The organism is Mycobacterium deserti (genome assembly GCF_025345615.1).
GTDB lineage: Bacteria > Actinomycetota > Actinomycetes > Mycobacteriales > Mycobacteriaceae > Mycobacterium > Mycobacterium deserti.
On record NZ_JAODWD010000002.1, the window covers coordinates 863737 to 877707 of the forward strand.

Consider the following 13971-nt stretch of genomic DNA (forward strand, 5'->3'; position numbering starts at 1 on the left):
CTCACCATGCCTACGCAACGCGGCCCCAATGTCCGGTATCGGCGACCCGAGTGCACACGGACTTCATCGCCTCCATGTAGCGGGCGACCGATTTATGGGCGACGGGGTTGTCGGGCAGCATGACCTCCATCGCCGTGCCATCCTCGTACCGGAAGATGTAGATGGTCAACTGATAGGAATATCTTCCGTCCGAGTAGATTCCGATGTTCTTCGCATAACCCATTTCGGCTGCGGCGAGCACCGCGTTGAGCGGAGCGGCGCCCCCATGGAAGAAGTTCGACACCGAGAAGTTCGGCCGGGGCTTGTCCAACCACGGCGCCAGTTCCAACACGCGGTCATACGGCACCCTGGCCAAGTTCAGGCCCGAGTCGAATGAGGCCTGTGCCGCCCAGGCGGCGTCACCGAACGACGCGGCGGCGATCGGAACGGTGATCGGAACCAAGCCGGTGAACCAGCCCTGGGTCATGAAGTTGTCCGACGTACGGCGGGTGTCTCTGGGGGTGAGCCCGTAGTAGGTGGCGGCGCCGGTGAACTCGTGTTCGACCTGGGCGAGACAGGCGAACAAGCCACCGATGAACCGGGCGCCGACGGACGTGCAGGCCGCCTCGAATCGCTCTGACTGTTGCGCGTCCATCAGCACTTCCGACACCATGTCACCGACGGTGGGCTCCAGCGGGTTGCCCAGCGGCAACGGGAACTCGGGGAAGCTGCCGTTGTTGTTCTCAGCAAAGTCGACCCACGCGCGGACCTCTGGCGAATCAGCCGTCAAAGCCGACGTGTATTCACGTTCCTGGACGCAGAAGTCGTCAAAACTGCCCGCATCGGGCAACGCCAGCGGCTCGTCATCCTTCGTCAACGCGGAATACATGCCATGGGACTCGAGCATCGTGATCCCGATCAGCGCCGCGTCGCCATGGACGTGGTCGATGCTCGCATAGAACGTGAAGTGATCTTCGCCCTGAACAATGCCGAAGGTGAAGCAACCCCATTCCAGCGGAGTCGGTATGGCCACCACATGACCGTGCAAGTCGTCAATGGTCATTTCGCCATGGGTGATCGGCTCGAATTCGACGTCGGCAGGGTCAATCAAGGTATGTCTGACGACGTCGCCCGCTCCGGTGTATTCAAACCAGCTCCGATATGTGTCATGCCGGCGGAGATAGGCGTTGAGCGCGTGATTCATGGCCGAGATGTCGCACTGGCCAGGCACTTCGCATGTCGCCACGATTTGGCGCGAATAGTCGAGTCCCGAGGCGATCTGATTGCACCAACCGCGAATGTGTTGCGCTTGCATATAGCTGACCGGCACGGAACTGACCGGAGCTCGCCGCGCTTTTTCCACAGCTGCGGGTGTTGCATGCCAGGAGGTCACCACGCCCGGGCTCGGTGTCCAATCGTCGATTGAGCCGACCGTGACTTTTCCGATGCGCAATTTTCCTCCGCGTTCTGGACGGCTGAGGTCCGACGGCACTCGTGGCGTGATCAACATAGCCCTCGAGTCAGCCACCGTCGTCTGCACTGCTGATACGCCTAGCCGCCCCACGGGTTCGAAGGCGTTGTGTTGCAGGGACAGCCCGACCGTGGAACGCTGACCGCCGACCGTAGCGTCGGAACACTCCCTGTAGTTGCCGACGCAAATGCAATACTGGCCGAGAATCGGCCACGGGGCTCGGGTGGAGGAACCTTCCGTGGCCGTCGGGCGACGAGCCTGGGCGCAACAGGTGTCCCTGGGAGTCGAATCTTCACCGGCCGAGGCATGGAGGACCGCATGGAATCTGCCGCGAACCCGGCCGCGACGACATCGACTTCCGGCATGAGTTTCGCGATCGTGGGTTACGCGGCGCGTTTTCCAGGTGCCGCGAATGCAGAAGAGTTCTGGCAGGTGCTGACGCACGGACGGGACACGGTGTCCGAGGTGCCCGCCGACCGCTGGAATGTCGAGGAGTTCTTCGACCCGGATCCCGATGCGCCCGGAAAGATCGCGACGCGCCGGGCAGGCTTCATCGACGACGTCACGGGATTCGACGCGCCGTTCTTCGGGATGTCGACGCGCGAGGTCACGTTGATGGACCCCCAGCATCGGCTGTTGCTCGAGACGGCGTGGCAGGCGGTGGAGCATTCATGCACCGCGCCAACGGCTTTGGCGAACACTCAGACCGGCGTGTTTATCGGTCTGTCCACCCATGACTACCTGACGATGATGTCCGACGAGCTGGGCTACGACGGCATCGATGCCTATCAGGCGATCGGCACGGCGGCTGCCGCGGGCGCGGGCCGGATCAGTTATCGGCTGGGGCTGCAGGGACCCGCAGTCACCGTCGACACGGCGTGCAGCTCGTCGTTGGTGGCCGTCCATCAGGCGTGCCAGGCGCTGCGGTTGGGCGAATGCGACCTCGCGCTGGCCGGCGGCGCGAACGTCCTGATCAGCCCGTCGAGCATGATCGCCTTCTCACGGGCGCACATGCTGTCCCCGGACGGCCGCTGCAAGACCTTCGACGCTTCGGCGAACGGTTATGTGCGTGGAGAGGGCTGCGGCGTCGTCGTCGTCAAGCGGCTCGACGACGCGATCCGCGACGGTGACCGGATCAGGGCCGTGATCCGCGGCAGCGCGATCAATCAGGATGGCGCGTCGGGTGGTTTGACGGTGCCGAATGGCGTTGCCCAGCAACGAGTCATCACCGAGGCGCTGGAGCGCGCCGGTCTTGAACCCCGTGACGTCGGATACCTGGAGGCGCACGGGACCGGGACGTCGCTCGGCGACCCGATCGAAGTGCAGGCGGCCGGCGCGGCGCTGGGCCGGGGTCGCGACGCGGGCGATCCGCTGCTCATCGGTTCGGTGAAGACGAACATCGGGCACTTGGAAGCAGCGGCGGGCATGGCGGGATTGATCAAGATCATTCTGTCGCTCGAGCACGAGACACTGCCCAAGCACCTGCACTTTCAGAATCCGTCCCCGCACATCCCCTGGGACCGGCTCCCGGTGCGGGTCGTCGACGAGGCCACCGCCTGGGAACGCAACGGTCGGCCGCGTGTCGCCGGAGTCAGCTCCTTCGGCTTCAGCGGGACCAACGCGCACGTCATCGTCGCCGAGGCCCCGGAACTCGACCACGTCGGGGTGCGGGCACCGCTGGCCGACGATCGGCGCGCCATGGTGCTTCCGGTGTCGGCACGCACCCCTGCCGCTCTGGTCAAGACCGCCGACCGATACCGCAGCTGGCTGAGCGCGCACCCGGAAGCCGGGTTGGCGGATGTGTGCCTCACCGCCGGTGAGGGACGCTCGCACTTCGAGCACCGGGCCGCTCTGGTGGTCGATTCGGTGCAATCGGCCGGCGAGCTTCTCGGTGCGCTCGCCGACGATCGTCCAGCACCTGGTCTGGTGCGCGGGGTCTGCGCGGACCCGCCGAAAACGGCATGGCTGTTCCCGGGTCAAGGCAGTCAGTACCCCGGCATGGCGCGGGAGTTGTTCGAGACCGAGCCGGTGTTCGCCGAGACCGTGAGCCGCTGCGCGGCTGCCGTCGCCGACCTGCTCGACAAGCCGCTGCTGGACGTCATCTTCTCCGAACCGGACTCCGAGGGCGGCGACGGACACGACACGCTGCGGCAGACCCAATATGCGCAGCCGGCACTGTTCGCGGTCGAGCTGGGTCTGGCTCGGCTCTGGCAGTCCTGGGGTCTGGAACCCGATGTCGTGCTGGGCCACAGCGTCGGCCAGTACTCGGCGGCCTGCGTCGCGGGGGTGTTCAGCCTCGAGGACGGCGCGCTGTTGATGGCTGAGCGCGGCCGGTTGTTCGGCAGCTTGCCGCCAGGCGGGCGGATGGTCGCGGTGTTCGCCGACGCCGAGCGGGTCGAGAGCCTCACCGACGAGTTCCCCCGACTGTCGGTGGCCGCATACAACGGCGCCAACACCGTGCTGTCGGGACCGGTGGCCGACCTGGACCAGGCGGTGGCCGCGCTGAGCGCCGACTCGATTCGGTGTGATGGGCTGGACACCAGCCACGCATTCCATTCGGCCCTGCTGGATCCGGTCCTCGACGCGTTCGAGTCCTACGCGAACCGATTCGACTTCGGCTCGCCCCAGCGGATCCTGGTGTGCAACCGCACCGGTGCCGCCCTCGGGGCGAACGTGAGACTCGACGGCGCCTACTGGCGCCGCCACGCGCGCCAGCCGGTGGAATTCGCGAAAGGTGTTCGGACGCTGTCCGATCTCGGCTGCAAGTTGCTGCTCGAGGTCGGCCCGCAGCCGGTGCTCACCGCCGCTGCCCTGCGGGCGTGGCCTGACCCGGCAACCGCACCGCGGGCCATCGCGTCGTTGCGTAGAAACACCTCTGACCACCGCCAGATCACCGACGCCGTCGCTGACGCATACGTCGCCGGTCATCTTCCTGACTTCAGGGCGCTGCAGCGAGAGCCCGGGCACAAGCTCGACCTGCCGACGTATCCGTTCGAGCATCGAAACTACTGGTTCCGCGACAAGCAGGTTCCGCTCACCCAGACCCCCGACGAGACGCCGGGCGCGCGTACCGAGGCGGTCCGGCTTCTCGACGAAGGCCGTATCGACGAGCTCGCTGCTCTGCTCGGTGGCGAGACCGACGACCATCAGACCGTGGACGTGCTGACAAGGCTCGCCGCGCAGCACAACCAACAGCGTCACACTCAATCCATCACCGACGATCGCTACGAGATCCGTTGGCAGAAGCCCACTTCCGGAGTCTCAGCCCCCGAATCCGGAGCGACCTGGCTTCTGATCGGCGACGATGCCGAAGCGGTCGCGCCGGTGGTGGACGCATTGAGCTCGTTCGGCCACGAGCATCAGATTCTCGGGTTGCCTGCGACCGACGCCGACGAGGAACGCCTCGCTGCCACACTGCGCGCCGCGGCCGACGAATCGGCACTGCGTGTCCTGCTTGTCGCGGGCCCCGGCACCGACACCGCACCCTCGATGCGGTCACTGCTGCGGATACAACACCGGGTCATCGGTGGAACGCGGCGACTCTTCCGCGCCGCGGTCGCAGCGCAGGTGCGCGCGCCCATCTGGATGGTGACGCGCGGCGCCCAACGAGTCGTCGATTCAGACGCGGTGTCGCCGGATCAGAGCTGCCTCTGGGGTTTCGGTCGGGCCGCCTCGCTCGAGCACCCGCAGGTGTGGGGCGGATTGGCGGATCTGAGCGAAGGCCACGCCGACGAGTGGTCGCTGTTGATCGGCCAGATAGCCGCGGCGCCAAGCCGGTCGGCCGTCGGCGAAGACCAGATTGCCCTTCGTGATGGGGCAGTACACGTGCCCCGGCTGGTCCGGCGCGCCGGGCCACCGAGCGCAGCGCCGTTGACGTTGCGTGACGACGTGACATATCTGGTGACCGGAGGGCTCGGTTCGCTGGGCCTCGAAATCGCGGATTATCTGGCCGCGCACGGCGCCCGGCACCTGATGTTGACCAGCCGACGAGCCCCCGGCGAAGCCGCGCAGCGCCGCATCGACGCGGTACGCGAACAGCACGGTTGCGACGTTCGCGTCATCGCGGCCGACGTCGCCAATCCGCATGACGTCGCTCGCCTCTTCGCCGCCGCGGCTGCCGAACTGCCGCCGGTGGCCGGAATCGTCCACGCCGCCGGCGAAATCGGCACCACTCCGCTGCGGACCCTCGACGACGCCGAAGTGGACCGGGTCTTCGCCGGAAAGGTCTGGGGTGCTTGGCATCTGAGCGAGGCCGCGGAAGACCTGCAACTCGACTTCTTCCTCAGCACCTCCTCGATCTCCTCTGTGTGGGGCAGCTACGGCCAGACCGCCTACAGCGCGGCCAACGCGTTCCTCGACGGACTGGCCTGGCGGCTGCGCGAGCGCGGCGTGCCGGCAATGAGCGTCAACTTCGGCCCCTGGTCGGCGGGCATGGCCGACGAGGAGGCCCGCGCGCGACTCGATCAGCGCGGGGTGAAGACGTTGTCGCCCACCGATGCGCTCGCGGGCATGGCCGACGTCATGGTGGCTTCGGCTCAGGGGACGGCGCAGGGTGTCGTGGCCAGAATCGACTGGGCCCGCTTCCTGCCGCTTTACCAGCAAGCCGGACAGCGGTCTTTCCTGGAGGAGGTGGCGGCCGAGGTTCCTGAGACCACGCAGGCGTCGGCGTCTGCGCCGGCCGGCAAGACCCGACTGGTCGAGCGCCTCACCGTTGCGCCGTTGGCCCAGCGCAAGAAAATCGTCGCGGAGTATCTGCGCGACGTGGTGGCGGAGGTGACCAGAATCGACGCCGCGGAGATCCGCGAGGACTCCGGTTTCTTCGACCTCGGCATGGACTCGCTGATGGCGGTCGAACTGCGCCGGCGGGTCGAGCAGGGGGTAGGCAACGAGTTGCCCGCCACCCTGGCGATGGACTACCCACGGCTGTCCGACGTCGTCGACTACCTGCTCGGTGACGTGCTGAGCCTGGATGAACAGTCCGCCGAGCGGCCCGTGGCCCAGCCGACCGTGGCGACCGAAATGGCAAGGGCACACACGAACGAGCCGATCGCGATCGTCTCGGTCGCGTGCCGCTTCCCGGGCGCGCCCGATCCGGACGCCTTCTGGGACGTGCTCTCCGAAGGCGTCGACGCGATCCGGGAAGTTCCCGACGATCGCTTCGACATCGACGAGTTCTACGACCCGGATCCGGAGGCACCGGGCAAGATCTACAGCCGCTACGGCGGATACCTCGAAGGGATAGACGGATTCGACCCGGAGTTCTTCGGAATCTCGCCGCGCGAGGCCGGGTGGATGGATCCCCAGCAGCGGCTCATGCTGGAGATCGCCTGGGAAGGCCTGGAGCGCGCCGGGTATTCACCACAAACGTTGCGCGGCAGCCAAACCGGCATCTTCGTGGGCGTTGCCGCCAACGAGTACTCGCATCTGCTGTCGGCGGACTCGGTTGAGAGCATCGAAGCCCACTTCATCACCGGCAACGCGCTCAACGCGATCTCAGGTCGGGTGGCGTTCGCGCTCGGGCTCGAAGGTCCGGCGGTCGCGGTGGACACCGCGTGCAGTTCGTCGTTGGTGGCCGTCCATCAGGCCTGCCAGGCACTGCGCTCCGGCGATTGCGATCTGGCGTTGGCCGGTGGGGTGAACGTTCTGTTGAGTCCGCTGTCGATCATCGCTGCCTCACGCGCCAGAATGCTCTCCCCCGGCGGTCGGTGCAGAACCTTCGATGCGGCCGCCGACGGCTATGTCCGCAGTGAAGGGTGCGGGATTCTGGTGCTCAAGAGGCTGAGCGACGCGGTGCGCGAGGGCGATCGGATTGCCGCGGTGATCCCGAGCAGCGCCGTCAATCAGGACGGCGCCTCCAGCGGTTTGACCGTGCCCAACGGCGGTGCGCAGCAACGGCTCATCACCTCCGCGCTCAGCCGTGCCGGTATCGCAGGCCGGGATGTCGATTACCTCGAGGCACACGGAACCGGCACCGCGTTGGGTGATCCGATCGAGGTGCAGGCGGCGGGGGCGGTCTACGGTGCCGCTCGCGAAGCGGATCAACCGCTGCTGATCGGGTCGGTGAAGACCAACATCGGCCACCTCGAGTCCGCGGCCGGCGTCGCCGGCCTGATCAAGGTCGTGTTGGCGTTGCAACACGGCGTGCTGCCGCCGAACCTGCACTTCGAGAACCCTTCGCCACACATTCCGTGGGACTCGCTTCGAGTGCAGGTCGTGGACAGGGCGACTCCGTGGCAGCCCAACGGCCGGCCGCGGCGCGCCGGTGTGAGCTCGTTCGGGTTCACCGGTACCAACGCGCACGTGCTGATCGAGGAGGCTCCGCCACAACCAACGCTGCTCGCCGACGGGGGTTCCGACAGCGACGTTGCCGCGGCATCGACGAGCACGACCGCTGAGCCGGTGTGCGTGCTGCCGCTGTCGGCCCGTTCACCGCAAGCTCTCATCACGTTGGCGCAGCGGTATGGGGCCTGGCTGGAAGACCATCCGAACGCCGACATCACCGACGTGTGCTTCACGACCGGGGCCGGGCGTTCGCATTTCGAACACCGCGCCGCGCTGGTGGTGGATTCGGTACGCAGTGCCCGCGAGGGCTTGGCCGACGTGGCCGACAACAAGCAGCGCCCAGGCGTGGTACGTGGCGAGTGCGCTGATCCCCCCACGACGGCGTGGCTGTTCACCGGCCAAGGCAGTCAGTACCCGGGAATGGCGCGAGAGTTGTTCGACGCGGAGCCCGTTTTCGCCGACACGGTCAGAGCCTGCGCCGACGCGGTCGACCCGATGCTCGCGCGCCCACTGCTCGAGGTGATGTTCGCCACGGACAGGACCGGCGTCGAGACCGGGAAAATGTTGCGCCACACGTCATTTGCGCAACCTGCACTCTTCGCCGTCGAAATGGGCCTGGCCCGGCTGTGGCAGTCGTGGGGTATCGAACCCGATGTGGTGCTCGGACACAGCGTTGGCCAGTACGCGGCAGCGTGCGTGGCCGGGGTCTTCAGCCTCACCGACGGGGCACGCCTCATCGCCGAACGCGGCCGACTGTTCGGCAGTCTGCCCGAGGGCGGACGAATGGTCGCGGTGTTCGCCGACGCCAACCACGTCGAGCAGCTCGCCGACGACTATCCACGGGTGTCGGTCGCGGCCTACAACGGGCCCAATACCGTGCTGTCGGGCCCCGGCTCGGATCTGGAACGCATCGTCGCCACGTGTGGGGATGACGGCATTCGATGCACCTGGCTGGACACCAGTCACGCGTTCCATTCGGAGTTACTGGAACCGGTGCTGTCCGAATTCGAGGCGTACGCGGCGGGCATGCAGTTCGCCGTGCCGACGCTACCGCTGGTGTGCAATCGCACCGGCGCCGTGCTCACGTCGGAAACCCCGCTCGATGCTCAGTATTGGCGGCGGCATTCCCGCCAGCCGGTGCAGTTCACCGAAAGCGTGCAGACCGTGGCGGCGCTGGGCTGCTCGGTGCTGATGGAGATCGGACCGCAACCGATCCTGACCGGCGCCGCGATGCAGGTCTGGCCGGAACACCTGGCCGCCCCCCGCGCGATCCCATCCCTTCGCAAGGGTGTCGACGACACGCGTCAGATCGCAGAAGCGCTGGCCGCGACCTACGTGAGCGGCCATCGGCCTGAGTTCGCCGCGCTGGCGCGTCGATCACATCAACGACTCGAACTGCCCACCTATCCGTTCCAGCGGCGCCACTTCTGGCCCAAAGCCTCCGGCGTCGCAGGCGTCGACGCGGGAAGTGGTCCCGTATCCGGAATCTTGGGCAGTGCAAAGGATCTGGCATCCGGCGACACCGTGTACACCAGTCGGCTATCGGTCAAATCGCAGCCGTGGCTGTCCGATCACGTCATCTACGGCACGGTCGTCGTCCCCGGCGCGACGTATGCGGCGATGGCCCTGGCCGCGGTCGGCGCGCCGGCACGGGTGCAAGAGGTGTTCTTCTACGAGCCGATCATCCTGCCGGACAAGGGTTCCCGAGAGGTGCAACTGACCTTGCATCCAATGGAGGACGGCGGCGGCTGGACCTTCAAAGTGCACAGCCGTCCCTACGGCGTCCGAGATGCCGAGTGGTCGTTGAACGCCGACGGCACCGTCGTCAGCGGTGCTGATGACGGTGGCGACCAAACCCCGCCGCAGAACGCGGAAGCCATCGATGTGGCGATCGAGCGTCTGGACCGCACGCGTCCGCAGCAGCTGTTCGACACCTTCACCGACATGGAGTTGGCTTGGGGGCCCACGTGGTCCACGTCGCTGAAATCGCTGTGGGTCGGTGAGGGCGAGGCGATCGGTGATGTCGCCGTCGGGGATGAGCTCGCCGAACAGCTGGGCAGTGAGCCGATCCATCCCGTACTGCTCGACCTGTGCACCGGTGTCGCCTTTCCGGCCTTCCCCGCGCTGCTCGCGGCCACCCAGCAGCAGGGCGTCCTCCCCGATCTGTTCCTGCCGCTGCGGTACGGAAAGGTGACACTGCGGGAGCAGATGCCACGACGGTTCTACTGCCGAGCGAAATGGCAGGCCGGCGGTCACGACAGCGAAACCCAGGTCTTCGACCTCGACTTCGTCGATCGCGACGGCCGCCATCTGGGCGGGATTCGCGAGTTCACCGTGAAACGTGCACCGCGGGAGGCATTGTTGCGCGGGCTCGGTGGCGATGCCACCCGCCTGCTGTACACCCTGGGCTGGCACGAGGTGCCACCCCCGCCGGCGCGCAACGGATCCGGGCCGCACGGCACCTGGCTGATCTCAGGCTTCGACGAACTGGCCGCGGACCTGTCGGGCAGTGTCGCCTTCGACCGGACGTCGGATCACTGGCAGCAGAAGATCGCCGAAGCCGTGCAGGGCGGTACGCCCATCGCCGGCATCGTCTGGCACAGCGCCGAACCGCGCGCCGACGAATCGGGCACTGAAGCGGTCGCGCGGTTGGAGGCCGAGATCGCCGACCTGCTGGACGCTGTGCACGCGTTGCAGGCCGACGACGGGGTGCAGCTCCCAGGCGGACTGTGGATCGTCACCACGCGGGCGGTGGCAACCGAGTCCGGCGAGTCGGTCGACCCTGTGCAGGCGGCCCTGTGGGGACTGGGCCGCAACATCCTCAACGAGGAGCCGGCCCTGCGCTGCAGGCTGGTCGACAGCGACGGATCAGACGAGGCCGTGCGCTCGCTGGCCAACTTGCTCGGCACGCCGGGTGAGGAATTCGAAATCGCGTTGCGCCAAGGAAAGTTCCTGGCCTCCCGACTGCTGCCGTGGGCGCGCAGTGGTCAGCTCGCCGTACCTCGCTCGACCGATTACGTCCTGGCCCCGACCGAACGCGGCGCGATCGACAATCTGCGTCTCGCCGAGACGGAGGTGACGGCACCAGGCGCGGGCCAGGTGCAGGTGCGGGTGGAGGCCGCGGGATTGAACTTCCGTGATGTGCTCAACGTGCTCGGCCTCTACCCGGGAGATCCAGGGCTGATCGGCGGCGACTTCGCCGGCATCGTCACCGAAGTGGCTTCGGACGTATCCGGATTCGAGGTCGGCCAGCGCGTCATGGGCTTTATGCAGGGGGCGTTCGCCAGCCGGGTCAACGTGCCGGCGCAGTTGCTGGCGCCGGTGCCCGACGGGCTGAGCGCGGTCGCGGCGGCGACCATTCCTGCCGCGGCGCTGACGGTTCGGCTCGCCTTCGACTGGGCGCAGCTGCGACCCGGCGACCGGGTACTCGTCCATGCCGCCAGCGGTGGTGTCGGGCTGGCCGCGATTCAGTGGGCGCAGCAGTGCGGCGCCACCGTCTTCGCCACCGCAAGCACGTACAAGCGCGCGATGCTGCGCAAGATGGGTGTGAAGTACGTCTACGACTCGCGCACTACCGATTTCGCCGATCAGATCCTCGCCGACACCGGAGGTGCGGGCGTCGACGTCGTGCTCAACAGCCTGACGAACGAGGGCTTCGTCGCGGCAACCGTTCGGGCCACCGCACAGAACGGCCGGTTCGCCGAGATCGCCAAGCGGGACATCTGGACGCCCGAGCAGATGGCGGCCGAGCGGCCCGACATCGCCTACGGGATCGTCGCGCTCGACGGGACCATCGTGGCCGACCCCGAACACATCCGGCGGCTGCTGGCCGAGGTGTCCGCTGGGTTGGCCGACGGTGTCTGGACGCCCCTGCATGCAGAGATCTACCCGTTGACAGAGGCGAAGACCGCCTTCCGCCGGATGCAGCAGGCGCGGCATATCGGAAAGATCGTGCTGCAGATGCCCAATCCGCTTGCACCGCGCGGTGACCGGACCTATCTGATCACCGGTGGGCTCGGCGCGATCGGCCTGCACACGGCGGCCCATCTGGCTCAGCTCGGGGCCGGGGACCTGGTGCTGACCAGTCGACGCGCGCCCGATGCGGATGCACAGCGGGCAATCGCCGACATCACCGAGCGCTATCGGTGCCGGGTCCACACCTTTGCCGCCGACGTCGGGGAGCAGATCGAGGTCGCTGAGCTGCTGGCGAGGATTCGCGCGGAGCTGCCGCCGCTCGCCGGGGTGGTTCACCTGGCGGGTGTGCTCGACGATGCGCTGCTGCCGCAGCAGAACCTCGAGCGGTTCCGAACCACGTTGGCGCCAAAGGCCTTCGGCGCATTGAGCCTGGACCGGTTGACGGAAGACGACGAGCTCGACTTCTTCATCGTGTCCTCGTCGGTGTCGAGCGTGCTCGGATCTCCCGGCCAGGCCAATTACGCGACCGCCAACGCACTGCTCGACGGGCTCGTGGCACAACGCAAGGCTCGCGGCCTGCCCGCGACCGGCGTCAACTTCGGTCCATGGGCCAACGGCGGCATGGCGAGTTCGCACGCCGCGCGCGCGAATCTCGGTGCGCAAGGCTTGGTTCCGCTGGAACCCACCGCGGCATTGGCCGCGATGGGCGAGATCGTCGCGCACGGAACCGGACAGGCGACCGTGATCAAAGCCAACTGGCAGCGCGCCGCGAAAGCACTCAGCGGGGCTCGCCCGCCGATTCTCGACCACGTGTTGCCGAGTGCCGCGGCGGAGGCAACGGGCGACAGCGCCTTGTTGCGGCAACTTCAGGATGTGCCCGAAGCGCAGCGGGCCGGTTTTCTGACCGAGTTCCTACAACGCGAGGTGCAGGGTTTCCTGCGGCTCGCGCAGCCGCCCGCGGCGACGAGCCGGTTCCTTGACCTGGGAACGGATTCGCTGATGGCGGTCGAACTGCGCAACCGGTTGTACGGCCAGTTCGGCGGCGCGTTCACGATCAGTCCCACCGCGGTATTCGACTATCCGACGATCAGGTCGCTTGCCGAGTACTTGGCCGATCAGATGCCCGCGCTCGACCCGCAGCCGGGCGAAGCCGAGCGGGTCGCAGCGCCTTGAGCCGGTAGCCGAGACGTCACTGCGCCCAGCGTGACGCTTCCGCCTGCGCGGGCAGCGATGTCTGCAGCGGAACGTCGAGGCCGTCGTAGATGCCGGGCTTCTGCTCCGCGAGCCAGTTCAGGGCGCCGAGCAGCCGGTTGGCGGCGGTGGTGTTGCCGCCGTCGGCCCGGGTGCCGCCCGGCACGTCGGCGCGGGTCACGATGGTCAGCTGTGGGTCGCCGTCGATGATCACCCGGTGGTCGCCGACGCCCTCGTCGGGATACGGCCAGTCCGGCGCGCACGACGCGTGGATACGGGTGATGTGGTCGATGACGATGCGTTCGCGGCCCTTCGACTTCCCGATCACCCTGAGCCAGAAGGCCCCCTGCGTGCCCTGTTCGAAGCGGCCCATCACGGTGTCCACGGCCTCCTCGAGCGGCCTGCGCTCGACCTCCTCGGCGATTTCGTCGATTTCGACACCGAGCCGGCGCCCGATCAGCCGGATGTTGCCGCCCCACACCATCGTCGGCATCGACGGCAGCAGCATCATCGGCACCTCGTCCATGGACCCGCCGAAACCGCACGACACCTTCACCGCGAACGGTTGGTCATAGGTCGAGTAATCGAAGATCTCCTGGCAGTGGATGGACCTGATCCGGGTGCACAGACCGGCCGCGATGACCGCGAGTGCATCGTTGCCCCAGCCCGGGTCCACGCCACTGACGAGCAGGGCCGAGCCGCCCTTCTCGGCCGCCTGCGACAGCCGCTGCACCCACTGCGGCGGCGCAGATCGCGGGTCGTACAGCGAGTACAGCGAGGGTGTGACGACGTGCTTACCCGCGGCGAGGCAGCGCTCGATGTCGGCGAGTGCCTCGTCGGGCCGAATGTCGCCGGACGCCATGTAGGCCACCGCGTCGCAGCCGGCCAGCGCCGAGTCGATGTCGGTCGTTGCGGTGACACCGGTCGGCGGGTCGAGCCGCGCGAACAAGGCGGCGTCTCTGCCGTCCTTATCCGGCGACGACGTGATCACCGCCGATAGCTGCAAACCCGGAAATGCCGTCGCCGACCGGATTGCTGTGGCCCCCATGTTCCCTGTTCCCCAGACCGCCACACGAAGCACGCGGACACCCTATCGGGCGGGGAAGTGACGAGTCTCACACGACCGTCAACGC

3 protein-coding genes are annotated in these 13971 nt (G+C 67.3%); 1 reads left to right on the forward strand and 2 read right to left on the reverse strand.

Annotated elements, in window-relative coordinates; genetic code table 11:
• Positions 1-10: 10 nt before the first annotated feature.
• Positions 11-1432, reverse strand: a complete 1422-nt coding sequence (locus N4S67_RS10430; protein ID WP_260993075.1) for a condensation domain-containing protein — start codon at positions 1430-1432, stop codon at positions 11-13.
• Between the two features lie 381 nt (positions 1433-1813).
• Between N4S67_RS10430 and N4S67_RS10435 the strand changes: the two genes are divergently transcribed.
• Complete coding sequence (locus N4S67_RS10435; protein ID WP_260992868.1) at positions 1814-12820, forward strand: type I polyketide synthase; 11007 nt, start codon at positions 1814-1816, stop codon at positions 12818-12820.
• A gap of 16 nt (positions 12821-12836) precedes the next feature.
• Here N4S67_RS10435 and N4S67_RS10440 read toward each other — a convergent pair whose 3' ends face one another.
• A complete protein-coding gene (locus N4S67_RS10440) occupies positions 12837-13919 on the reverse strand; it encodes an NAD(P)H-dependent amine dehydrogenase family protein (protein WP_260992869.1) in 1083 nt (360 codons plus the stop codon).
• Positions 13920-13971: the final 52 nt, after the last annotated feature.